This window comes from Rhodopila sp., assembly GCF_965277825.1.
Classification (GTDB): domain Bacteria; phylum Pseudomonadota; class Alphaproteobacteria; order Acetobacterales; family Acetobacteraceae; genus Rhodopila.
In genome coordinates this window covers 3,741,421-3,766,010 of record NZ_OZ255846.1, presented here as the reverse complement: position 1 = coordinate 3,766,010, position 24,590 = coordinate 3,741,421, and the positions used below count along the sequence as shown (strand labels likewise).

The window sequence follows — 24,590 nt, the reverse complement described above, 5'->3', positions numbered from 1 at the left end:
GCACCCACCCTTCGACCCGTGGACGCCAGCCTGGCCAAGCAACGCGAAATCGTCATCCTCGCCCATGATGGCATCGCCGCCGCAGCATCGTGGAAAGCTTTTCCACCGAGGTCGATGGCCGCCGAACCCGGCGCGCGGTGGCAGGCACTGGTCGTAGCTTTCCGGCAACCACCGGCACGGAGCTCCGCGAAACCTTAACAAAAACCGTAGCCCGCAACGCCTTACCCAACGCGCCCCCGGAACAAGCCCCCCTCGCTGACCCGACCGCCATCCAGCGTTCGCCAGCGTGCGCCCGGTAACGCCTGAACAACCAGACCGCTACCCCACCGAGTTCCGTCCCACCAACGCCCGAACCGCCGCCTCGACAACCCCCAGATCATTCTCCAGCACGGCGAACCTCTCCTGCCGCCCGAACAGGTCCGCCAACCTTGGCGGCAGCGCCGGATGCTGTCCGGTCGCCCGCCGCACCGCGTCGGGAAACTTCGCCGGATGCGCCGTTGCCATCGCCACCACCGGCACCCCCCCCGCACACCCCACTGCCCGCGCCGCCGCGATCCCGATCGCGGTATGCGGATCAGCCAGATACAGACTTTCCGAATCCAACCGCCGGATCTCCGCCTCGATGCCGGCATCATCCAGCCGGAAGCCCTGCAGCAGCCCGCGCGCCCGATGCCAGACCGCCTCCGCCACCGCCATCCGCCCGGTGCGGCGAAACCCCAGCATCGTCTCCCGCGTCGCCTCAGCGTCACGGTCGAGCAACTCGAACAGCAGCCGTTCGAAATTCGAGCTCACCTGGATATCCATACTGGGCGACAACGAAGGCTGCACCGGCGCCATCGACATATCGTTACTCTCAAGAAACCGGAATAGAATGTCGTTGCGATTGGACCCGACGATCAACCGCGCCACCGGAAGCCCCATGCGCCGCGCCGCCCAGGCCGCCAGCACGTTGCCGAAATTGCCAGTCGGCACGCTGAACGCCACCTCCCGATCCGGCGCCCCCAGCGCCAGCGCGGCGGCGACGTAATACGGAATCTGCGCCGCGATCCGCGCCCAGTTGATCGAGTTCACCGCCGACAGCCGCATCTCCTGGCGAAACCCGCCATCGGCGAACATCGCCTTCACCAGGTCCTGACAATCGTCGAAACTACCCTCTATCGCCACGTTGCCGATATTGTCCGCCGCCACCGTGGTCATCTGCCGCCGCTGCACCTCGCTGGTGCGCCCACGCGGATGCAGGATCATCATGTCGATCCGCTCGCGCCCGGCGCACGCCTCGATCGCCGCCGACCCGGTATCCCCCGACGTCGCCCCGACAATGGTGATCCGCTGATCCCGCTGCGTCAGCAGATAGTCGAACAACCGACCTAGCACCTGCAGCGCCATGTCTTTGAACGCCAGCGTCGGGCCGTGGAATAGCTCCTGCGCGAACAGCCCGGTCTCCAACTGCACCAGCGGAACGACGGCGGGGTGACCGAACCCGGCATAGGCTTCGTGGCAAATCCCCCGCAGCACCTCGAACGGGATCGCGGCGCCGACCAAGGGTTGCATCACCCGGGTCGCGAGCTCCGCATAACCAAGCCCCCGCATAGCCCGCCAGTCGCTCGGGCCAAAATGCGGCCAGGCCTCGGGCACGAAAAGCCCACCATCCTCGGCCAGGCCGGCCAGCAGAACATCGGCAAAGTCGCGCGCGGGCGCCTGCCCGCGGGTCGAGATATAGCGCATGGTCGCCGTTCTAGCGCGGAATCATACGCCGAAACAAATGGCTAGCGAGATCATCGTTACCCGTTCCGTCATTGAGGTGGCCGCAGCCCAGATGCCCAACCGTCCGGGAGCAGGACCTCGACACACTGATCCCGAATTGGCTGGTTTCACGGAATCGTTATACTGAAGCTCGGGGCCAACCCGACAACGCAGATAGCCGTTTGTACCAGCGGGTGATTTCGGGATAGTCCCCAATGGGAAGCCCCATGGCCTCCGCCGAAGGCACGACCCCCCCGACCGAAAAATCCGCGATCGTGAGCTGCTCACCAATGAGCCAGGTCTTGCTCGCCAGCGCGTCGTCGAGCACGGCCGCGAAGCGGGCGAAATTCTGCTCCCCGCGCGCAATGAAAGCGGGGTCCGGGGGACCAAGGCCGAGCACGGCTTTCGAGGCTTTCTCGTACGAGACCATCCCGCATGACTCGGCATCCCAATGCGCGCTTTCCCACGCAAGCCAGCGCAGAACATCCGCCTGGCCTTTCAAATCCGAGGGCCAGAGCCCCTTCTCGGGATGCTTGGCCGCCAAGTAAAACAGAATGGCATTCGACTCCCAAAGCACGAAACCATCGTCTTCGAGCGTCGGCATTTTCTTGTTGGGATTGAGCGCGAGGTACTGAGGGGTAAGTTGATCGCCACGTCTGAAATCAAGCAATTGCACCTCACAGTCGAGCGCAAGGTGATCTTTTAGAGCCAGGACGCCGACTGCACGTCCGGCCGGAAACAGGTAGAGTTTCATTTCGCCAAACCTCAACTGATCCTGTGAAGCATGTGCTACTGCGCGGCCGCGGGGCGAGGGTCGCGATCGTCACGTCGGGAATCCCGAAGTCCGTCCTTGCTCAGCCGGCTGCTGTGGTCATCAAACCGATCCATTCCTTCTTCGATACGACCATGGGCGGAGACAGATTGCTGGCTGCCATGATCAACGTTCCCCCTGATTGCCGGACCTGGTTCGCTCAAAAATCCGCGTGAGCGACGCCGGGTCTCATCGGATCAGCCATCGCGCTTGCGGAAGGCCGCCTCTCCGGCGTCCGACACCTCGACCCATGTCGGATCGGGCGCGGCGTTGGCGACGTAATTGTCGTGCCAGTTCCACCACTTGTACGGTTGACTCTGGGGATAGCCCTCGGGCGAGTCTTCCCATGTCTCCTGGCGCCCGAGCGCCGTCATATCGAGGTAGCTCCAGGTGGTGCCCATCGCCTCGTCGCCGCGGCCGTTGATGAAGTAACTACGGAATATCCGCCCGCCGTCGCGGATGAACGCATTGTGGCCGTGCCATTCATCCACCCCGAAGTCGGCGTCGAAGCGGTCGGTTATGGTATACCAGGGCATCGCCCAACCCATCCGCGCCTTCACCCTTGCAATGTCGCCCTGCGGTGCCCGCGAGGCATAGGCAAGCGTCGTGTCGCGCGCCTTCAGGTGCGCCAGGTTGCCGACCTGATCGGCCCCAAAGGAACAGCCCCGGCAGCCAACCTCGGGCCAGCCGAACACGCCGGGTTCGAAAAACGCGCGGTAGATGATCAACTGACGGCGCCCCGCGAACAGGTCGAGCAAGCTCGCTTTGCCCTCCGGTCCCTCGAACACATAAGCCTTGTCCACCGCGGCCCACGGCATCCGCCGCCGTTCGGCGGTCAATGCGTCGCGGGCGCGGGTCAGCGCCTTCTCCTTGACCAGAAGCTGCTCGCGCGCGGCATCCCACTCCTGCGGCGAGACAATCGGTGGCGTTTTCATGGCGTGCTGTCCTCCTTTCCAGCCCGTCCCGGGCGATGTGACCGTGGTCATCGCGAGCGATCTCTCGTCCCTTTCAACTAAAACGCGAGAGCGTTTATTACCGATCGCCCGCTGTTGGTCATGCCATAGGTTTGCCACTGGACCGCCGAACGGCGGGAGTGACCAGTGTGACGCGATTAATTGTTCGTCTTACCGCTTGGGCGCGATCGCCGGGCCGGCGCGGGCAAAGATCAGGCTGCGCATCTGGGCGGTCAATCGTTGGTCCGGGCCGCGCCGACCACCGGCAACGAACCCGGTGGGTGCGCGAGCCCGCGCATCGAAGCCACGCCCGTCAACCTCGCGCTGCCCAGATCGTTGCGCCATCGCGCATCGCCGCCGCCGGATCATCGGTCCGTCCGGTCGCCAGCAATGCCAGCGCGATGGTCGCCTGAATGGTGGCCAGCGGCGTCTCCGGCGTCGCCTCACCGTTCCACACCGCCGCCAGCCCGGCCGGCGTGTCGGTCGCCACCGGATGCGCCCGCAACCCCTCGACCGCCGGCAGCGCCAACTCCCGCCGACCCTGCTCGCGATCCCACAGCGTCGCCGAACCCGGCTTCAGCGGCACCCGCTCGGCCTCCCCGCCGCCACCCTTCAGCACCAGCAGCCGGCGCCGCCCCATCCGCTCCGCCACCCCCAGATGGACGTCGATATACGGCGGATGGAACACCCCATCGACCCCGAACAGCGCGTCCGCCGGGTTGAGCAGCCGCGCCGCGGTATTGACCGGAGACCGCAGCCCGAACAGCCGGCGCATATCCAGCAGCCGCTGCATCGCCGGACACAGCGCCCGCAACGGCAGATAGGCGAACCCTCCATCCCGCAACGCCGCCGCGGCTGACGCCATATCGGCCGCCGGCGCTAGGCCGATCGCCGCTAGCCCATCCTCGACCGTGATGGCGGACGAGAATTCGTTCGACCCATGCATCAGTACCGTGACCCCGGCCCGCGCTAACGCCAGCGCCGATAACACGAACCACGGCGCCCCCCGGGTCCGCCCGGCACCATAGGACGGCCAGTCGAGCTCGACCGCCAGACCGTCCGGGGCCGGCGCCATATCGGCCCGCACCGCCTGCCCCAGGCCGGTGATCTCCTCGGCGTCCTCGCCGCGAAACCGCAGCAACATCAGCAACGCACCCACCTGGTGCGGATCAGCCTCGCCGCGCAGGATCATGCCGAACGCGGTCCGCGCCTCGTCCCGCGTCAGCGCCCGCGACCGGCCCGGCCCGCGTCCCAGCGTGGCGATAAAACCGGCGAATTGAGCTTCGGACGACAAAGCGATCAACCTTCCACCAAGGCGCCCCAAATCGGCGCCAGACAACAGACAGCCAGATGGCAACGACCCCGATGCGGCGCCACCGGAAATAACCATGCCAGCACGGCACGAATTGACGCCGCCGGACGCAGAATTCACGAGTCTGTGACTTTATCGAGACCGCGCCAGCGTATTCAGTCACCAACACGCCGAAAACCGCATCGAAGCCATCCCCCGACAGCCCGCACAACCCAGCCCGCACAAACCCAGCCCGCACCAACCCAGCCCGCACCAACAAGGACCTCGCCAGGTTGATCACAGACCGATCCGCTCGTTCGGCCGCCAAACCCTCGCTCGGTGACCTGCTGCGCGTCTGGCGCCGCAGACGCCGCATGAGCCAACTCGACCTTGCCTGCGACGCCGACATCTCCACCAAGCATCTCAGCTTCCTGGAAACCGGCCGCTCCAAGCCGAGCCGGCAGATGCTGCTGCACCTCGCCGCCTGCCTCGAGGTACCGCTGCGAGACCGCAACGTCATGCTGGGCGCCGCCGGCTTCGCGCCTTCGTTTCAGGAACGTGGCTTCGATGAGCCGGCACTCGGCCTGATCCGTCGCAACGTCGAACTCGTACTCGGCGCGCACGACCCCAACCCCGCCCTCGCGGTGGACCGGCACTGGATCATGCTGGCGGCCAACCGAGCGGTGGCGCACCTGGTCAGCGGCGCCGACCAGACCTTGCTGCGTCCGCCAGTCAACGTGCTGCGGCTCTCGCTGCACCCGGGCGGCCTGGCCAACCGGATCGTCAATCTGGCGCAGTGGCGCGCCCATGTGATCGCTCGGCTGCGCCGCCAGATCGACACCACCGGCGATGCCGTGCTCAGCGAACTGCTGGAGGAGCTGCGCGACTATCCATGCCCACCCGACGCCGGGCCGCCGCCGGCCGATGACAGCGGCATGATCGCGATCCCGTTCCGGCTGGCCACCATCGACGGCGTGCTGTCCTTCTTCAGCACCACCACGCTGTTCGGCACCCCGATCGATATCACCGTCTCCGAACTGGCGATCGAGGCATTCCTGCCGGCCAACGCCGAAACCGGCGAAACCATGCGCCGTCTGGCCGCCCACGCCGGCCCCCGCCGCGACACCAGCACCGTCCAGGCCGATCTGGCCGTCCTGTTGCCCTGAGGGGGGTTGTCGGCCTCAAGCAGCCCGACCACGGACCAGCCATCCTGCACGTGTATCGGACGCCGCTTGGTGTTCAACCGAAAGCGGACCTAAAGGCGGATCCTGCCGCCACCCAAGCGTAGTTCCGGGTGTCGGCCGCTAGATTCCCGGCTCATCGAGGTTTGAACCCGCGTGTTCGGCCGAATGACGAAGATTGGCCGTGTCCGACCTATCGCGTTCGTCAGGTGGCGGTCGGGTCCGTGCCAGCGCTGTAGATGCGTGCTAGCCCCGTAGATGGACGAGCGTAGCTAACATGGTAATTTGGTCAACCGCTCAGTAATTAATTTCCCTGGCGTCCCGTACGGGATTCGAACCCGTGTTACCGCCGTGAAAGGGCGGTGTCCTGGGCCTCTAGACGAACGGGACAAGGCCAGCGCAATCAGCGGCAACCGCTATGCCGCCGCTGGGTAGCGGACCCACTCCCCCCGGTCAAGCGCCGTTGCCCGCCCCGCGGCTCACGCCGGCGCCGCATCCACAACAACAAAACACGCAGCGGCCGAACCGTTCCATTCCTCAGCCCGCAGGTGCCCTGCCAGGTGCAACGGCACGCCACCGTCGCGCGTCAGCAACGCCTCGGCCACCGCGCCGTCCCCGGCTCGGAACATCATCGCCTTCAGACGCAGCCCGTCAGCCTCGCCCTGCACGAAGGCGCGGATCGTATTGGCCTCACGCCCAACCCGGTCGGCCCGCGCCACCCGAGCGCGATGCAGCACCAAAACGGGTTCCTCATTGCCGGCCCCGAACGGCGCCAGGCGTTCCAACTGGGCCGCCAGTTCGGCCGTGGCGCCAGGCACCGCCAGCGTGCCCTCGACCACCAGGTCGGCGGCGCTCGGCATGGCGGACGCGGCCGACAGCCGTTCGTCCAGGAACCCATGCAACGCCGCCAACCGATCCGCCAGCACGGAAAATCCGGCCGCCATGGCGTGCCCGCCGCCGGTGACCAGCAACCCCGCTTGACGCGCAGCGATCATCGCCGCCCCCAGATCAATGCCGGCGATCGACCGGCCGGACCCGCGCCCCAGCCCGTCGCTGAACCCGGCGACGCAGGCCGGGCGGTTGAACCGCTGCTTGATCCGCCCGGCGACGATCCCGACCACCCCGGGATGCCAGCCCTGGCCGCTCACCAGCACCACCGCCCGGCCCGCCGCGACCTGCGCCTCGGCCGCCGCCATCGCCGCCTGCATGATGCCGGCCTCGACGTCCTGGCGCATCCGGTTCACCGCTTCCAGCCTTTCAGCCAGAACCATCGCCTCGATCGGATCCCGGCACAGCAGCAGCCGCAACCCCATATCGGCCTCGCTGATGCGCCCGCCGGCATTGATCCGCGGCCCCAGCGCGTAGCCACAGGTCGCCGCGGTCAACCGATCACGCGCCTGAGTCACCTGCAACAGCGCGGCGATACCCGGCCGCGACCGACGCGCCATCACCTTGAGCCCCTGGCAGACCAACGCTCGGTTGACGCCGGTCAGCGGCATCACGTCGCATACCGTGGCCAGCGCCACCAGGTCCAGCAACCCAATCAGGTCGGGTTCGGCCCGAACGGCGAAGAAGCCCAGGCGACGCAGTGCCCGCACCGTCGCGATCGCGGCCAGGAACGCGACCCCGGCGGCGCAGAGATGACCCAGGCCCGAGGCGCAATCGATCCGGTTCGGATTGACCGTCGCCAGGATCGGCGGCGGCGCCCCTTCGGCCTTGTGGTGGTCCAACACGATCACCTCGGCCTGCCCGGCGATGGCCGACAGCGCCACCCCGGCGGCGGTGCCGCAATCGACGCAGACCACCAGCCTGGCACCGCGGGCGACCAGCGACGCCAAAGCCGGCGCGTTCGGCCCGTAGCCCTCCTTGATCCGGTCCGGCACGTGGTGCAGCACGTCACAGCCCAGGTCGCGCAGCAAGCCGACCATCAGTGCCGCGCTGCACGCGCCATCAACGTCGTAGTCGCCATACACTGCGACTGTCTCGCCGCGGCGCACCGCATCGGCGATCCGGTCGGCGGCGATGTCCATGTCACTGACCAGCGACGGATCGGGCAACAGCACCCGCAACGTCGGTTCCAGGAAGTCGGCGGCATCATCGATCCCGATACCGCGGGCGGCCAGCAGCCGACTGACGATCTCGGGCAGGATCAGCCGCTGGGAGATGCCGGCGGCGACCCGATCCTCGCCGCTGCGCCACAACCAGCGGCGCCCCGACAGGCTGCTGCTGACGCCAAGCACCGCGTTCGCCACGCTCAGCATCCGCCAGCAAACAGGAAGGGCAGGGCGGTCGCGGGCGTCACGCCGCCGCCGGCAAGACGCCGCCGCACTAGGTCGGCGTCCAGGTCTTCTGCACGAAATTGTGGTGCGCCTCGATATAGCGAACGGTGCCGGAATGACTGCGCATCACCATGGAATGCGTGATCGCACCGCCCAGGCTGCGTTTGACGCCGCGCAACATCGCCCCCCCGGTCACCCCAGTGGCCGCGAACATGACATCGCCCTTGGCCATTTCCTCGCAGGAAAAGCAGCGCTTCGGATCGGCATGCCCCATGCCGCGGACCCGCTCGATCTGGTCGTCCGATTCGTACAGCAGCCGGCCCTGCATCTGGCCGCCGACGCAGCGCAGCGCCGCTGCTGCCAGCACACCCTCGGGCGCGCCGCCGGAGCCCAGGTAGATATCGATCTGCGAATCCGGCATCGCGGTGGCGATCACCCCGGCAACGTCGCCGTCGCTGATCAGCATCACCCGGGCGCCGGCTTCCCGGCAACGCGCGATCAGGTCGTGGTGGCGCTCGCGATCCAGGATGCAGGCCACCAGGTCGGAGACGTCGCAGCGTTTCGCCCGAGCCAGGTCACGCAGGTTGTGCGCCACCGGGGCGTCGAGGTTGACGACCCCGGGCGGCAGGCCGCCGCCGACGGCGATCTTGTCCATGTAGATGTCGGGTGCGTGCAGGAAATTGCCGCTTTCGGCCAGCGCCAGCGTGGCGATCGCGTTCGGCCCGGCCTTGGCGGTCAGGGTGGTGCCCTCCAGCGGATCGACCGCGATGTCCATCGGCGGGCCGCCGGCACCGACCTTCTCGCCGATGAACAGCATCGGCGCTTCATCCATCTCACCCTCGCCGATCACCACGGTGCCGTCGATCGCCACCGCGTCGAACGCCTTGCGCATCGCCTCGACCGCCGCGCCGTCGGCCTCGTTCTTCTTGCCGAGGCCGATCCAGCGCGACGCCGCGATCGCCGCTGCCTCGGTGACCCGGATCAGTTCCAGCGCCAGGTTGCGGTCGGTCATCATCGCGGTGGCAAGCTTGTCGTGGTCGGCCATCGGCTTTGCTCCTGTCGGGCGCGATTCGGGTCGGCCTCAGTCTAGCACGGGCCACGCCGCGATACAGCGGCGGCCCTTACCGCCTGGGCGCCGTCGCCGCCTTGGTCGATGCAGCCCTGCTCGGTCCGGCTTTGCCAGGCCCAGACGCCGACGATCCAGCTTTGGCGGGCCCCGGCTTGGCGGGCCCCGGCTTGGCAGGCCCCGGCTTGGCCGGCCCCGCATCGACCGCCGAGCCGACCCGTGCCGCGGCCTTCCCCGAAACAGCCGGATCAGGCCGCGGCGCCGCCGCCTCCCGACGCAGCCGATGCTCGCCCAGGAACAGCAGGATCGGTGCGGCGATGAAGATCGACGACGACGTGCCGACGACGATGCCGAACAGCATCACCCAGGCAAACCCCGAGATCGACTCGCCGCCGAACAACGCCAGCGGCAGGCTGGCCAGGAACACCGTCATCGACGTGCCAAGAGTCCGGTTCAGCGTCTCGTTGATCGACAGATCGATCAACTCGCGCAGCGGCATCGACTTGTACTTGCGCAGATTTTCCCGCACCCGGTCGTAAACGACGACCTTGTCGTTGGTCGAGTATCCCAGCACCGTCAGGATCGCCGCCACCATCACCAGGTCGAACTGGATGCGGGTCAACGCCAGGAAACCGACCGCCTTGGTGATGTCCAGCACTAGCGTGACCACCGCGCCGACGGCAAACTGCCACTCGAAGCGAAACCAGATATACACCAGGATCATCAGCAGGCTGATGCCCAGCGCCAGCAGGCCGTTGCGGAACAGCTCCGCCGACACGCTGGCACCGACCGCATCGACCCGCTGCACCGTCGCCCCCGGAACCCCCTTCTGCAGCGCCGCGCGCACCCGCGCCGCCGCCGCCTGAGTGCCCTGCTCGGAGGACTGCGCACCCAGCCGGATCAGCACCTCCGACGCATCGCCAAACCGCTGCACCCCCTGGTCCGGAACATGCTCGGCACTCAGTGCGGCTCGGATCTGGGTGAAGTCGGCCGGCCCCTGGGTGCGCACCTCCATCACCACCCCACCCGAGAAGTCGATGCCGAGGTTGAGCCCCGGATAGAAGAACATGATCACCGAGGCAGTGGACAAGATCGCCGAAACGATCAGCCCCAGGTAGCGGCCGCGCATGAACCGGATACGCGTGTTGTCGGGAACCAGGCGAAAACGGGGTTTGATGAACATCGGCAGAGAACCCTTACACCGGCAGCAGCTTCGGCCGCGTCGCGACATACCAGCGCGACACCAGAAGCCGGGTCAGCATCCAGGCGGTGAACAGTGACGTGGCGATGCCGACCGTAATCGTCACCGCGAAGCCGCGCACCGGTCCCGATCCGAACACGAACAGCATGACGTGCGCCAGGAACGCGGTGGCATTGCTGTCGAAGATCGTGCCGTAGGCGCGCTTGAAGCCGTGCTCCAGAGCGGCCAGCGGCGGACGGCCCAGCCTCTGTTCCTCGCGGATGCGCTCGTTGATCAGGATGTTGGCATCCACCGCCATGCCCAGGGTCAGCAGGATGCCCGCCATGCCAGGCAACGTCAGGGTGGCCTGCAGCAGCGACATGATACCCAGCATCAGCAACAGGTTGATCACCAGCGCCAGGTTGGCGAACCAGCCGAACAGCCCATAGAACACCGCCATGAAGGCGATCACCAGCACGAACCCGGCGGCCAGCGACAGCGCCCCGGCGCGGATGCTGTCGGCGCCCAGCTCCGGACCAACCGAACGTTCCTCGACCACGGTCAGCGGCGCCGGCAGCGCACCTGCCCGCAGCAGCACCGCCAGGTCATTGGCCGACTGCGCATTGAACGACCCGCTGATCTGACCGCGTCCCCCGGTGATCGCCTCGCGGATCACCGGCGCCGAGATCACCTTGTCGTCCAACACGATCGCGAACCGATGATTGACATTGGCTCGGCTAACATCGGCAAAGCGCCGCGCACCCACCGAGTTGAAAGTGAAATTCACCACCCACTCACCGGTCTCCGGACTGGTTCCGGCGCGCGCATCCGTCAGGTCGGCGCCATCGACGTCGATCCGCTTGCGCACCGCGATCTTCTCGTTCGGCCGGTCCTGCATCTGTAGGAAGTCGTCACCCGGCGGAGGCGGGCCGCCGGCGTTCGCATTGGCGGTCTCGTCCACCAGCCGGAACGTCATGTGCGCGGTCTTGCCGATCAGCCGCTTGATGTGGTCGGGATCACCGACGCCGGGGAGCTGCACGACGATGCGGTTTTCACCCTGGCGGGTGATCTGCGGATCCAGCACGCCGGTTTCGTCGATCCGGCGGCGCACGATCTCGATCGACTGGTCCACCGCGCCGGCCGCCCTGGCGGCCAGCGCCGTCGCCGACAGCGTCAGCGTGATCGTGCCGTTGGGGTCGGACCCGATCGCCATGTCCGGCAGGCCGGTCGGGCCATCCTGGCTGATCAGCGGCTTCAGCGCCGCCACCGCGGCGTCGGTCTTGCTGGCGTCACGCAGCCGCAGCAATACCCGGTGCTGGTCCTGCTGCGGTTCCAGCGTCTGATAGAAGATCTGCCCGCCGCGCAGCGCCTGGCGAACCCCATCGGCCAGGCTGTCCAGCCGTTCCTTCAGCACCGCGCCCATATCCACCTCCAGCAGCAGATAGCTGCCGCCGCGCAGGTCGAGCCCCAGGTGAACGGTGCGCCACGGCAGCCAGTTGGCCGGAGCCGGAAACAGGTTGGGAACCCCGAACAGCATTCCCAGCAGACAAACGCCCAGAATGAGCGTGGTCTTCATACGGCTGAAATACATCATGGTCTGACGCGTGGGGCTCCCGGATCATCCCGTTGGTTCGGCGCCGGTCAGCCGGCGGCGGTGCTATTCGCCGGTTACCCGGCTACGGTGCTATGCGCCGGTTGCCCGGCGACGGTGCCATGCGCCGATTCCCGGCGACTGTGCTACGCGCCGGTTACCCGGCGACGGTGCCATACGCCGGTTCCCGGCGACGGTGCTATGCGCCGCGCCCGCTACCATTGTCCAGTGTGCGGTCATCGCCGGCCGCCCCAAACAATCCCAGCCGGTCGATCCTGACCCGCCGCACGTCGCCCGAACGCACCGTCACCCCGGCTTTGTCGAAGAATTCCAGGATCAGGATCGCCACCTTGCGGCCGTTATCCAACCGGTCGCGGAATGACGCCGCGGTCAGCGTCCCGTCGGCCGCAGCCGCGTCAGCCGCCACGGCAGCCATCTCGGCCACCGTCTGGCGCAGGAAGAAGTGGTCCGGGGCGACCTCCACCAGCCTGCCCATTCGCGCCAGTCGCTTCAGCGTCGCCCGCACCGCCGCATCCGGCAGCCTCAGTACGGTCGCCAGATCGCGCACCCGGGGCGGGCGAAACCGCTCCGCCGCGATCAGCGGCAGCGCGGCGGACCATATCGTCTCGTCCTGCGCCGACAACGCGATGCGATGGCCCGGCAGGCGAAGCCACGGCCCGTCCTGGGCGATCGTGCCGTCACGCAGCAATAGCTGCATGATGCCGGTGAATCCCGCCGCCGTCGGCCGCTCATTCAACGACAAACGCAGCCGTTCGGGCTGCAGCCCCGGCAACTCCGGCGACGCGCGATGCGCCGCCGTCAGCGCCGCCACCACCGCGCCGCGCAGGCGTTCCACCGCCCCCGGCGATAGCAACAGGCCACCCGCATCGATCGCCGGCACCGACCCCACCAGGGCCACCCGATCGGCGTCCCGCACATTGCGCCCGCGCAGCAACGGCGCCGCCTCGGTCCAGCCCGGCGCGGCCGCCAGCGCGGCTCGAAGCGCCTTGACCAAATCGGGCTCGTCTAGCGCCCGCAACTGCGCCAGCCGGGCCGGAATCCGCCGTCCGCGCCGCGGCGGAAACGGGTCCACTACCACCCCGCCGCCGATCGTGCGGGTCGCGCCGGTATCGCGCAGCACGATGCGGTCCCCGGCAAGCGCCCCGATCGGCTGTTGCAGGGTCAGGCGGACCAGCGCGGCCTCGGCCGGGTCCAGCCGGTCACGCTCCAGCAGCGAGACCCGCGCCATCACATGCGCCGCGCCCAGATGCAGATGAACCCGAGCATCCTGGCGCAACGCCCTGACATTGTCCGCCAGCAGGCTGATCCGCGCATCCACCGCGGCAACCGGCGCATGGATCGCCGGATGCAGCACCCAGTCGCCGCGCGTCACCACCTCTTTCGACAGCCGCGCCCCGGTGATGTTCAGCGCCACCCGCTGACCCGCCCGAGCCTCGGCGGCGGCTTTGTTCTGGGCATGCAGCCCGCGCACCCGCAACTCCAGCCCGGACGGCGACAGCAGCAACCGATCATCCACCGCTATGCGGCCCGAGACCAGCGTGCCGGTCACCACCAGTCCCGCGCCCGACAGCGTGAACGCACGATCCACCGCCAGCCGGGGATAGCCCGCCAGGCTGCGCACGGCCGGAGCACAGGCCAGCAGCGCGTCCCGCAGCCGGTCCACCCCTTGGCCGGAAACCGCCGAGACCGGGATCACGGGCGCCTTCGCCAGCGCTGTCCCGGCCAGCAGCGCCCGCAGCGCGGCGCCGACTTCCTGGATGCGATCGGCCGCGAGATCGCACTTGGTCAGCGCCACCACGCCCTGGCCGATGCCCAGCAGCGACAGGATCTGCAGATGCTCCCGGGTCTGCGGGCGGATGCCCTCTGGCAGCGCCACCACCAGCAACGCGGTGTCGATGCCGCTCGCCCCGGCCAGCATGGTGTGGATCAGCCTCTCATGCCCAGGAACGTCGATGAAGCCGAGCTCGCCGGCATAGGCGTAGCCCAGATCGATGCTGATGCCGCGACGCTTTTCTTCAGCCAGCCGATCAGTATTGACGCCGGTCAGCGCTTTGACCAGCGCCGTCTTGCCATGGTCGACGTGTCCGGCGGTGCCGATAATCATGCTGCGGGTTCCTGGCCCGCACGGAGCGGGGCGCCAAGGCCCTCGATGTCAAGCCGAAGCGGTCGCGCCCGCAAGGCAATGGCATTTACCCAAACACACGGTGCCGGAACCACGGATGCGGAAAGGATAGGCAAGGTCTTGCACCTAGCTTTCAGCTTGACCCCGATCTGCGTACATCGGCGTGCATCAGCCGTTCAAAACCGCTTCTCTGGTCACGCCGCTTCTCTCGGCCACGCCGCTTCTCTTGGTCACGCCGCTTCTCTTGGTCACGCACCCAGCCAAGAGCGCCGACAGAACATCCAAATTCGATTACCCTGACCGCGCCGGTTTGTTGCGCGGCTCCAGCCAGTGCGCTGGGTGCGGTTATCCGCCGGTGACGCTCATGTGCCTGCCCACCGATGGCTTGTCGTGACGGCGGTCGATGATGAAATCGTGTCCCTTCGGTTTGCGCGAGATCGCCTCCCGAATCGCGTCCTCCAACTGATCGTCCGACACCCCAGCCCGCAGCAGCGAGCGGAAATCGGCTGAATCCTCCTGCCCTAGGCACATGAACAAGGTGCCCGTGCAGGTCAGGCGCACGCGGTTGCAGCTTTCGCAGAAATTATGCGTCATCGGCGTGATGAAGCCGATTCGTCGGCCGGTTTCCTTGACATCGAAATAACGTGCCGGGCCGCCGGTCTTGTAGTCGGTATCCTGCAGCGTCCACCGCTTGCGCAGCCGCGCCCGCACCACCGACAGCGGCAGGTACTGGTCGGTCCGGTCACCGGAGATGTCGCCCATCGGCATGGTCTCGATCAGACAGAGGTCGAACCCGTGCTCGCCGCACCAGGCAAGCAGCGCATCGAATTCGCTCTCGTTCACGCCCTTCATCGCCACGGCGTTGATCTTCACCGCCAGGCCGGCCGCCTTGGCGGCGAAAATCCCGTCCAATGTCTGCTCGATCTTGCCCCAGCGGGTAATCTGGCCGAACCGCACCGGATCGAGCGTATCCAGCGACACGTTGATCCGCCTCACGCCCGACGCCGCCAGGGTCTCGGCGTGCTTCACCAGTTGCGAGCCGTTGCTGGTCAGCGTCACCTCGTCGAGCCCGTGACCCAGCCGCTCGCCCAGCTTGCCGAACAGCCGCATGACGTCGCGTCGCACCAGGGGCTCGCCGCCGGTGATGCGAATCTTCGTCGTCCCCAGCCGGATGAATGCGGCGCACAGCCGATCGAGTTCCTCCAGCGTCAGCAGATCGCGCTTCGGCAGAAAGGTCATATTTTCCGACATGCAATACACGCAGCGCAGATCGCAGCGGTCGGTGACCGAGACGCGCAGATAGGTGATCGCCCGTCCGAACGGGTCGATCATCCCAGAAGAGTGAAGTTGTGCATCAAGGCTGGGGTCGAGGTCAGGGTCAAGCATCGCAATCAGACATTGGTTGGGCTGCCTCATGGCATTCAATTCAGGCCCGGGCCGTCGGGCCCCGGCGTGCTGGGCTGGACGAATATGACGTTTGCCATGATTTGCGCCGCCGCGGACACCGGTTCAACCCCCCCGGGGGTAGGACCCGCGTACGACACGCAGAGGACACGCGAACGAGAGGAGGCAGGGTAGGCGGCAGCAAGGACGGCAGGGCAGCAGGACGCACCGGCGGTGACCTGCCCGATTTCCCGGCCGCCGGCGCTCAAATCGCCTCGACTTCCGACGCCAAGACAGTCATCCTGCCGCAAACGGCGACTCGCGGGGAAATCTCATGTCCGGCACCCACGGTGCCTTGCGCCTGATCGAGCTGACCTCGGCGCATCTGTGCCGTGATCTCGGTGGCCTGGTGGGATTGCTGGACGGCGGCCGCGCGGTCACGGTTGGCGGGGCCATGCCCGGCGATCCGGCCGCCGCGGTGCCGATCCAGCCGGACCGCGACACCGCCGCGCCAGCCGCCGCGAAGGCACTCACCACCCGGCTGGAGCTGCGGCGCGCCGCCTGGGGACCGCAGGCCGGCCCGGACGGTGAACCGCTGTCGCTGGCGCAACTCAAGCGGCTGGTCGGCGGCCTGCCCGGTCGGGTCGGGGTCGGTCTCTCGGCGTTGCATCCCGATACCGTGTTTCCGGCTGACAGCGGCCGCATCGTGTTGAACCTGCTGTTGCTGGCGGCCGACAGCCTGCCGTTCGGCGGCGCCATTATGCTCGCCGGTTCGGCCGATGACCTGTTCATCAGGATCGCCGGGACCAGCGCGGCCTGGCCGACCGGCATCGCGGTCTGCCTCGCCGACGAGGCCGAGGCACGCTCGGCGCTCACCGAACAGCGCAGCCTGCAGATGGCGCTGACCGCGCTGCTGGCCCACGCGGCCCGCATACGACTGTCCCTCGTAATGTCTCCGACCGCCAACGATGGACCGGCGATCCTTCGGCTGGGGGGCTAGATTGCCGATCCGCTCTGAGCGGCCAGCGCGCGGTGCCCAACTCAACGCCTGAATAAGATCATCTGTCCGACATCGCCCCGCGACGCGAAAAAACCCGCCGCCATTTACCTTTTGTTTGCGAAGTCCTGACAAGGATGTGCTCCCGCCCAGTGTACGCGCTCAGTGTAACGGGCTCGCCAAGGGGGCCGCCGTGGACGATCTGCTTGCCGATTTTTTGACCGAAACGAATGAAAGCCTGGCCGAGCTCGATGGCGCGCTGCTGACGTTGGAACGCACCCCCGATGATGCCGAAACGCTGTCGTTCATCTTCCGGCTGGTGCACACCATCAAGGGCACCTGCGGCTTTCTGGGCTTGCCGCGGCTGGAGCGGGTGGCCCATGCCGGCGAGAATGTGCTTGGCAAGCTGCGTGACCACACCCTCGCGGTCACCCCCGACATCGTCACCCAGGTGCTGGCCGGTATCGACCGCATCAAGGCGATCGTGGCCGCGCTGGGCGCCACCGGCGCCGAACCGCCCGGCGACGACGCCGATCTGATCGCCGAACTGAACCTTACCGCATCCGGCGCGCAGGCGACGAAGCCGCCCGCCGCTTCGGCCCACCGAGCGATCGACCCGTTTGCATTCGAATTGGCATTGCCGGCCATCGCACAGCCCGAGACCGCGCTCCAGCCGCCGATCGTCACCGACCCGCAAGCCGGCCGCCCCGAGGCAGCCGCCGTCGAATCCGGCAACTTCAATTCGCCGACGGTCATTGCTGCCGCGCAGCCGCGAGCTCGACCACCTGAGCCCGCCCGGGGCACGCAGCCTGTCATCCCGCCCGCCGGCGAGCAGCCCGTCGTCGCCACACCGAGTGTGCAAGCCGTCGTGGCCCCCGGCGGCGCACAAGCAGCGGCCCCCGCGGGCGCGCAAACCATCCGCGTCACCGTCGACGTACTGGAAGACCTGATGACCCTGGTCAGCGAGCTGGTGCTGACTCGCAACCAGCTTCTGCAACTCGCCCGCACCCAGGAAAACAGCGACTTCACCGTGCCGCTGCAGCGACTGTCCCACATCACCTCCGACCTCCAGGAGGGCGTGATGAAGACCCGCATGCAGCCGATCGGCCATGCCTGGAACAAGCTGCCCCGGCTGGTGCGCGACCTGTCGCACGACATGGGCAAGAAAATCGAACTGCGCATGCTGGGCGCCGAGACCGAGCTTGATCGCCAGGTGCTGGAGATGATCAAGGACCCGCTCACCCACATGATCCGCAACAGCGGCGATCACGGCCTGGAAACCCCCGCCGAACGCCGCGCCGCCGGCAAGCCGGAGACCGGCACCATCGAACTCAACGCCTTCCACGAAGGCGGCTACATCATCATGGAAATCTCCGACGACGGACGCGGCCTGGCGGTCGATCGGATCCGCGCCAAGGCGCTGACCAACGGCCTCGCCACCGAGGCCGAACTTGCCGCGATGACCGACGGCCAGATCCAGCGCTTCATCTTCCGCGCCGGCTTCTCCACCGCCGCCACCGTCTCGGCGGTGTCCGGCCGCGGCGTCGGCATGGACGTGGTGAAGACCAATATCGAGAAGATCGGCGGCACCATCGAACTGAAAAGCACCGCCGGCCAGGGCACCACCTTTACCGTCAAGATCCCGCTCACCCTGGCCATCGTCTCGGCTCTGATCGTCGAAGCCGGCAAGGAACGCTTCGCCATCCCGCAACTTTCCGTGGTGGAACTGGTGCGGGCGCATCGCGATGCCGCCGCCGCCGGCAACGACGGCGCCGCCAACAGCGTGATCGAGCGGATCAACGACACCCCGGTGCTGCGGCTGCGCAACCGGCTGCTGCCGCTGATCAGCCTCACCGAACTGCTGGCACTGGGGATCGAAGACACCGCCGAACCGGCGGTTCACGTGGTGGTCGCCCAGGTCGGCGCCCACACCATGGGCATCATCGTCGACCGGGTGTTCGATACCGAGGAAATCGTCGTCAAGCCGGTCGCGCCGATCCTGCGCCATGTCACCATGTTCAGCGGCAACACCATCCTGGGCGACGGGTCGGTGATCATGATCCTTGACCCCAACGGCATCGCCCGCGCCAGCGGCGTCGGCGCCGGATCCGAGACCAGGATGGGGCTCGCCGGCGGGATCGACGCGCACAGCTCGTCCGACAAGACCGCGATGCTGCTGTTCCGCGCCGGCGACAACCGTCGTATGGGCGTTCCGCTGGGGCTGGTGGCGCGCCTCGAAGACATCCCGCGCGAGAAGATCGAGCTCTCGTGCGGCGCGCCGGTGACCCAGTATCGCGGCAAGCTGATGCCGCTGATCGCGATCGACGCCGGCATCGATCAGCAGAAGCCGACGCAACCGCTGCTGGTGTTCGCCGAGGCCGATCGCATCATGGGCCTGATGGTCGATGAGATCATCGACGTGGTTGACGATCGCCTCGATATCGAACTCGCCGGCGCCCGCGCCGGACTGCTGGGAACCGCGGTGATCGGCGGCCAGGCAACCGACGTGCTGGATACCGGCTACTGGCTGATGCAGGCCTGGCAGGACTGGTTCCGCGGCGTGCCCCGGCAAGGCGCCACCACGCAGCAGAAGCACATCCTGCTGATCGATGACAGCGAGTTCTTCCGCCAGTTGATGGTTCCCACGCTGGGCGCCGCCGGCTTCCGCGTCACCGCTGTCGCCAGCGCGGCCGAGGCACTGCGCCTGCGCGACGCCGGCAGCCTGTTCGATGCCATCGTGTCGGACATCGAAATGCCCGGCATGGGCGGCCTGCAGTTCGCCCGAGCGGTCCGCGCCGGCGGCCCCTGGGCGGCACTGCCGCTGCTGGCGATGACCGCCCACGCCGACCTGGAAAGCGCGCGCATCGGACGCGAGGCCGGGTTCACCGACTATGTCGCCAAATTTGAGCGTGAGGCGCTGATCGCCGGACTGCATGCCAGCCTGACCGAGCTGGCCGCCGCCTGATCCCGCCGGATCGAACCCTCGCCGCTTCGCCAACGAAAGGACCCGCCATGGCTACCGACTTGCTGGACCGGCCGCCGACCGCCGCCCCGAACCCTGCATCGGCGCCGGAGACCCAGGTCCTGGTTACCCTCACCGTCGCCGACCAGCTCTGCGGCGTCCCGGTGCTCGCGGTGCGTGATATTCTGGGTGAGCAGGTGATCACCCGCATCCCGCTGGCACCGCCAGAGATCGCCGGCAGCCTGAACCTGCGCGGTCGCATCGTTACCGCCATCGATCTGCGGCGCCGGCTGCGACTGCCGCCGGTGCCCGCCGGCCAGGCGCGCATGTCGGTGGTCGCCGAACAGGGCGGCGAACTTTACGCGCTGCTGGTCGATCAGGTCTCCGAAGTGCTCAGCCTGGATGCGTCGTTGTTCGAACGTAACCCGCCGACGCTGGAGAAGTGCTGGGCCGAGTTCAGCACCGGCATCTTCCGCTTGGACGGACGGCTGCTGGTGGTGCTGGACGTGTCCCGGCTGCTCGCTTTGTCCACCGGGGAATAATCCGACATGACGCGCACCTGCCTGGTGGTCGACGACAGCCGCGTTGTGCGCAAAGTCGCCCGCCGCATCCTGGAATCCAATGGCGTCGCCGTCATCGAGGCCAACGACGGACAGGTCGCACTGAACGCCTGCCGCGAGAAACTGCCCGATTGCGTCCTGCTGGACTGGAACATGCCGGTGATGGATGGCCTGGCGTTCCTGCGGGCGCTGCGCCAGGAGTTCGGGCCGGACAACCCCGCCGTGGTGTTCTGCACCACCGAAAATGACATCGGCCACATCGAAACCGCGATGCTGAACGGCGCCCAGGAATACATCATGAAGCCGTTCGACGAGGACATCCTGACCGGCAAGCTCGCCCAGGTGGGGTTGCTGTGATCGCATCCGCCACCGATCTGGCGCGACCCCCGACCGCCGCTTCCAGCTCGGGTGCGGCAATCAGGGTGATGGTCTGCGACGATTCCGCGGTGATTCGCGGGGCCCTCGCCCGCATCCTGGAATCCGACCCCGCCATCACCGTCGCATCCCGGGTGCAGAACGGCCAACTCGCCGTGGAAGCGGTCCGCGCCGCTCGGATCGATGTCGTGGTGCTCGATATCGAGATGCCGGTGATGGACGGGCTGACCGCGCTGCCGTTGCTGCTGCGCGCCGATCCCGGACTGCGCATCGTCATGGCCTCGACCCTGACCACGCGCGGCGCCGACATCGCGCTGCGCGCGCTGCGCATGGGCGCCGCCGACTACCTGCCGAAACCGTCCAGCATCGGCACCGTCAACGACGACGGCTTCCGGCGCGAGTTGCTGGAGAAGGTCAAGGGGCTGGGCCGCTTGCGCCGACGGGCCACGATGCCCGTCGCGCCCCAGCCGCCACTGACCCTGCGCCCCGCCCCGGCGCTGCCCGCGGTGCTGTTGGCGGTGGGTAGCTCGACCGGCGGCCCGCAGGCGCTGTTCAACCTGGTGCAGGGGCTGGGCCGGTCGGTCAGCGTTCCGGTTGTGATGACCCAGCACATGCCGGCGACATTCACCCCGATCCTGGCCGACCACCTGAACCGCATGGGCCTGATGCCCTGCACCGAGGCGCGTGACGGCGAAACCCTGGTCGCCGGACGGATCTACCTGGCCCCTGGTGACCGCCATTTGCTGGTGGAAGGCGGCCGCGCCGGATTGCGCGCGCACCTGACCAGCGACCCGGCGGAAAACTTCTGTCGCCCTTCGGTCGATCCGATGCTGCGCAGCGCCGCCGCCGCTTGCGCCGGGCGTGTGCTGGTGGCGATGCTGACCGGCATGGGCCGCGACGGACTGGCCGGCACCGCGAAGGTGATCGAAGCCGGCGGCGCCGCCATCGGCCAGGACGAGGCCACCAGCGTAGTCTGGGGCATGCCCGGCGCCATCGCCCGCGCCGGCCTGTGCCACGCCGTTCTGCCGCTGCCGAAGATCGCACCCAAGCTGCTGGAAATGCTGAAAGGGACACGTCCGTGACCGCGCCCCTGCCGTCCTTCGCGCCCCTGCTGCCTATCGCCCCCCTGCTGCCTATCGCATTCGACACCCTGGCCAACCTGCTGAAGACCCGCTCCGGCCTGATCATCGGCACCGACAAGCTGTATCTGCTGGAAACCCGCCTGGCCGGCATCGTCAAACGCGAAAAGCTGGCCGACCTGAATGCCCTGGCCGAACGTTTGCGGCGCCCCGGCAGCGATGCGCTGGCCCGCGACGTGGTCGAGGCAATGACTACCAACGAAAGCTTCTTCTTTCGTGACGACAAGCCCTTCGCCCATTTCCGCACCCAGGCGCTGCCGCGGCTGGCCGCCGCCCGCTTCGCCGCGGCTCGCCCGGCCGGCACCCCGCTGCGGGTCTGGTCGGCGGCCGCCTCTTCCGGTCAGGAGGCTTATTCGCTGGCGATGATCGTGGCCGAATCGGGCGCCGTGCTGGGCGGCCGCAAGGTCGAGATCGTCGGCACCGACATCGCCCGCGATCAACTGACCCGCGCGCGCGAGGGTCTCTACTCGCAATTCGAGGTGCAGCGCGGCCTGCCGGTGCAGATGCTGATGCGCTACTTCCGCAAGGAAGACAGCAACTGGCGCATCGCCGAGGCGATCCGCGCCATGGCGCAGTTTCGCGAATACAACCTGCTGTCCGACCTGCGCGCGCTGGGCCGGTTCGACATCGTGTTCTGCCGCAACGTGCTGATCTATTTCGATCAGCCGACGAAAACCCGGGTGCTTGAAGCCATCGCCGGGCTGATGCCGCCGGACGGGCTGCTCTACCTCGGCGGGGCCGAGACCGTGTTGGGCATCACCGCCCGCTTCGCCGCGCTGCCCAACGAAAGAGGCGTCTACGGCGTGGTGTCGCCGGCCCCGGCGTCCGCCGCCTCGCAGTTGGTTGCCGCAGGCTGACCGCACCGCCCAGGCAGGCTGACCGCACCGCTTAGGCAGGCTGACCGTACCCTCCCAGTACGACGCCGGGCATCGTCGGCTGACCCCACCGATCAAGCGGCAGCCGAATCGGAGCCTCGCAGCCACCGAACAGACGGTTTCGCGCAGCCTGAAGACCGCCGCCACCGAACAGACGGTTCCACCCAGCCTGATCACCGCCGCCACCACCGAACAGACGGTTCGGCCGGACCCGATCCTCGCCACCGCCCATCAGGCAGCGTTCAGAAAATCCGTCAACTTGATGATCGCCGCCTGCTTGTCGGTCTTGTCCAACGCGCCAAGCTCGGCGCCCAGCCGGTCCATCGCGGCTTCATAGATCTGCCGCTCGGAAAAGCTCTGGTCCGGCTGCCCGGCGTTGCGGTGCAGATCACGCACCACTTCGGCGATCGCCAACGGATCGCCGGAGTTGATCTTCGCCTCATACTCCTGCGCCCGACGCGACCACATTGTGCGTTTGACCCGAGCCCGGCCGCGCAAAATGGTCATCGCCTCGTCGAACAGCTTGCGCGTGGCCAGCTTGCGCAACCCGGCGGTCCGCGCCTTCGGCACCGGCACCCGCAGCGTCATGCGGTTCTCTTCGAACGTGATGTGGATCAGCTCAAGCCGGTGGCCGGCAATCTCCTCGACGGCGATGCGTTCCACCCTGCCGACGCCGTGCGTCGGATACACCACGTAATCCCCCTCGGCGAAGATCTCCGCCTTGGCGATCGCCCGAGGCGTCAGATTTGGTCCATTGTGCGCCGGCCGCACGACATGCCGCGCTTCCGACGCCTGACCCGCGCCGGCAGGCTGCTCAATCACCCGATTGGAGAGTTGTTCCACTGTTTGTTGCTCACCCATATTGTTGCCCGCCGTCCCGCTCGCCCCAGCCGCCGCCCCTGAAGGGGTCGGTACAGGTCACCGCGGACCTGAATTCTTGTCTTTCCATATCCACGCCGCCGACCGGTGGCTGCTGACCCGCACGTGGATCGGGTGCAGTCGTCGGGCCGCCGGCCGGTTTGCCCGGTCAGCCAGTGTGCCCGACCGCCAGACACCTTGAGGGACAATCGTCACCCCGATTTCCGCGCCCCTCGGGACGCCAAGATGACCCGGAACCGCTGATCGATGCCAATCAACGCTAGTCAATCACCGGAACAATGCAGGACCATAACACAAAAATCGCGCCAAGTCAGCGACTAAAGCCGAGTCTCCATCAGCCGATTGCACATCAGCCGATTGCACACCAGCCGATTGCCCACCAGCCGATTGCCCACCCGCCGAGTTCCCACGCCGGCGAGCCGGCCGGTCCTCACGCCTTGCCGGGCTCCGGCGAGAACATCTCACCCTTGCCGGGCTTGTCCTTCCAGTCGTCGGCATCGTCCGGCGGAGCGCCCTTGCGCGTTATGTTCGGCCACAGCAACGCGTATTTGCGGTTTGTCTCCACCCAGTCGGCGACCTTGTCGTCGCTGTCGGGCAGGATCGCCTCGGCCGGACATTCCGGCTCGCACACGCCGCAGTCGATGCATTCGTCCGGATGGATAACCAGCATGTTCTCGCCGACATAGAAGCAATCCACCGGGCAGACTTCGACACAGTCCATGAATTTGCAGCGAATGCAGTTTTCGGTGACCACGTAGGTCATTGGGCAACCCCTGAATGTGGGAAATGCGCGGCGCGAAGCCGACAATCATGGCCCGCGATATGCCGACGAATCCACGCCGATGCAAGATGTTGCTGACACATCGCCGACCGCGCCGCCATCATCGCCGCCGTCATCGCCATCGCCAAGGTCGAGATACAGTCGGCTGGCCTCGCTGGGGGGACCGCGTCGCCCCGCCAGACCGGCAACGCGCAGCACACGCACCCTGCCATGCACCGGAATGGTCAGCACATCGCCGATGCGCAGCCTGGCATGCGGCTTGGCGGTCGGCTGACGATTGATCCGGATCGACCCGCGGCTCACCAGCACCGCGCAGTCGGTGCGCGCACGCATCACCCGGGCGCACCACAGCCACTTGTCCAGCCGCTGCCAATCCAGATCTTCGGTGTCGCGTCCGCCGC

19 protein-coding genes, 1 tRNA gene and 1 pseudogene are annotated in these 24,590 nt (G+C 67.4%); 7 read left to right on the top strand and 14 right to left on the bottom strand.

What is annotated here, in order from left to right:
- Window positions 1–318 precede the first annotated feature (318 nt).
- The 4 genes from thrC to ACQY4T_RS18405 form a co-directional block, all read right to left on the bottom strand.
- Window positions 319–1,725, bottom strand: coding sequence for a threonine synthase (gene thrC / locus ACQY4T_RS18420; RefSeq protein WP_428533691.1), 1,407 nt, complete (start codon window positions 1,723–1,725; stop codon window positions 319–321).
- Window positions 1,726–1,882: 157 nt separating this feature from the next.
- Window positions 1,883–2,497 carry a glutathione S-transferase family protein gene (locus ACQY4T_RS18415; RefSeq protein WP_428533689.1) on the bottom strand — a complete coding sequence of 205 codons (615 nt, stop codon included), beginning with the start codon at window positions 2,495–2,497 and terminating at the stop codon, window positions 1,883–1,885.
- 254 nt (window positions 2,498–2,751) lie between these two features.
- A complete protein-coding gene (locus ACQY4T_RS18410; RefSeq protein WP_428533687.1) occupies window positions 2,752–3,489 on the bottom strand; it encodes a DUF899 domain-containing protein in 738 nt (245 codons plus the stop codon).
- Window positions 3,490–3,820: 331 nt separating this feature from the next.
- Complete coding sequence (locus tag ACQY4T_RS18405) at window positions 3,821–4,801, bottom strand: glycosyl transferase family protein (protein ID WP_428533685.1); 981 nt, start codon at window positions 4,799–4,801, stop codon at window positions 3,821–3,823.
- A 290-nt stretch (window positions 4,802–5,091) separates the two neighbouring features.
- On the opposite strand from ACQY4T_RS18405, the gene ACQY4T_RS18400 reads away from it, so the two are divergent.
- The gene (locus ACQY4T_RS18400; RefSeq protein WP_428533683.1) at window positions 5,092–5,964 is read left to right on the top strand and encodes a helix-turn-helix domain-containing protein; all 873 of its coding nucleotides are present in this window, start codon (window positions 5,092–5,094) and stop codon (window positions 5,962–5,964) included.
- Between the two features lie 329 nt (window positions 5,965–6,293).
- On the opposite strand, the gene ACQY4T_RS18395 is transcribed toward ACQY4T_RS18400, so the two are convergent.
- From ACQY4T_RS18395 to moaA, 7 genes and pseudogenes are all read right to left on the bottom strand, one after another.
- Window positions 6,294–6,369 (bottom strand) — tRNA-Glu (locus ACQY4T_RS18395).
- Between the two features lie 89 nt (window positions 6,370–6,458).
- Window positions 6,459–8,240, bottom strand: coding sequence for a single-stranded-DNA-specific exonuclease RecJ (recJ, locus tag ACQY4T_RS18390; RefSeq protein ID WP_428533681.1), 1,782 nt, complete (start codon window positions 8,238–8,240; stop codon window positions 6,459–6,461).
- A 67-nt stretch (window positions 8,241–8,307) separates the two neighbouring features.
- Window positions 8,308–9,303 carry a class II fructose-bisphosphatase gene (glpX, locus tag ACQY4T_RS18385; protein ID WP_428533679.1) on the bottom strand — a complete coding sequence of 332 codons (996 nt, stop codon included), beginning with the start codon at window positions 9,301–9,303 and terminating at the stop codon, window positions 8,308–8,310.
- 280 nt (window positions 9,304–9,583) lie between these two features.
- Window positions 9,584–10,507, bottom strand: a pseudogene (secF, locus tag ACQY4T_RS18380) (protein translocase subunit SecF); the annotation flags it as partial.
- Between the two features lie 13 nt (window positions 10,508–10,520).
- Entirely contained in the window at window positions 10,521–12,098 is a 1,578-nt protein-coding gene (secD, locus tag ACQY4T_RS18375) for a protein translocase subunit SecD (RefSeq protein WP_428533677.1), read from the bottom strand.
- Window positions 12,099–12,294: 196 nt separating this feature from the next.
- Window positions 12,295–14,220, bottom strand: coding sequence for a selenocysteine-specific translation elongation factor (selB, locus tag ACQY4T_RS18370; RefSeq protein WP_428533675.1), 1,926 nt, complete (start codon window positions 14,218–14,220; stop codon window positions 12,295–12,297).
- 363 nt (window positions 14,221–14,583) lie between these two features.
- The gene (gene moaA / locus ACQY4T_RS18365) at window positions 14,584–15,570 is read right to left on the bottom strand and encodes a GTP 3',8-cyclase MoaA (RefSeq protein ID WP_428542971.1); all 987 of its coding nucleotides are present in this window, start codon (window positions 15,568–15,570) and stop codon (window positions 14,584–14,586) included.
- A gap of 385 nt (window positions 15,571–15,955) precedes the next feature.
- Here moaA and ACQY4T_RS18360 point away from each other — a divergent pair, with 385 nt between their 5' ends.
- From ACQY4T_RS18360 to ACQY4T_RS18335, 6 genes are all read left to right on the top strand, one after another.
- Complete coding sequence (locus ACQY4T_RS18360) at window positions 15,956–16,621, top strand: histidine phosphotransferase family protein (protein WP_428533673.1); 666 nt, start codon at window positions 15,956–15,958, stop codon at window positions 16,619–16,621.
- 190 nt (window positions 16,622–16,811) lie between these two features.
- Entirely contained in the window at window positions 16,812–19,583 is a 2,772-nt protein-coding gene (locus ACQY4T_RS18355; protein WP_428533671.1) for a chemotaxis protein CheW, read from the top strand.
- A 47-nt stretch (window positions 19,584–19,630) separates the two neighbouring features.
- On the top strand, window positions 19,631–20,122 hold the full coding sequence (locus tag ACQY4T_RS18350; protein WP_428533669.1) for a chemotaxis protein CheW: 492 nt from the start codon (window positions 19,631–19,633) through the stop codon (window positions 20,120–20,122).
- A 6-nt stretch (window positions 20,123–20,128) separates the two neighbouring features.
- On the top strand, window positions 20,129–20,497 hold the full coding sequence (locus ACQY4T_RS18345) for a response regulator (RefSeq protein WP_428533667.1): 369 nt from the start codon (window positions 20,129–20,131) through the stop codon (window positions 20,495–20,497).
- On the top strand, window positions 20,494–21,597 hold the full coding sequence (locus ACQY4T_RS18340) for a protein-glutamate methylesterase/protein-glutamine glutaminase (protein ID WP_428533665.1): 1,104 nt from the start codon (window positions 20,494–20,496) through the stop codon (window positions 21,595–21,597). Before ACQY4T_RS18345 ends, ACQY4T_RS18340 begins: the two co-directional genes overlap by 4 nt.
- Window positions 21,594–22,511 (top strand): CheR family methyltransferase, encoded by a 918-nt coding sequence (locus ACQY4T_RS18335; protein WP_428533663.1) that lies wholly within the window; start codon window positions 21,594–21,596, stop codon window positions 22,509–22,511. The genes ACQY4T_RS18340 and ACQY4T_RS18335 overlap by 4 nt, the downstream gene beginning before the upstream one ends.
- Window positions 22,512–22,760: 249 nt before the next feature.
- Here the strand turns inward: ACQY4T_RS18335 and ACQY4T_RS18330 are convergent, their stop codons facing one another.
- The 3 genes from ACQY4T_RS18330 to ACQY4T_RS18320 form a co-directional block, all read right to left on the bottom strand.
- A complete protein-coding gene (locus ACQY4T_RS18330; protein ID WP_428533661.1) occupies window positions 22,761–23,372 on the bottom strand; it encodes a CarD family transcriptional regulator in 612 nt (203 codons plus the stop codon).
- 466 nt (window positions 23,373–23,838) lie between these two features.
- Window positions 23,839–24,171, bottom strand: a complete 333-nt coding sequence (gene fdxA / locus ACQY4T_RS18325; protein WP_428533659.1) for a ferredoxin FdxA — start codon at window positions 24,169–24,171, stop codon at window positions 23,839–23,841.
- A gap of 45 nt (window positions 24,172–24,216) precedes the next feature.
- A complete protein-coding gene (locus ACQY4T_RS18320; protein WP_428533657.1) occupies window positions 24,217–24,522 on the bottom strand; it encodes a hypothetical protein in 306 nt (101 codons plus the stop codon).
- Window positions 24,523–24,590 lie beyond the last annotated feature (68 nt).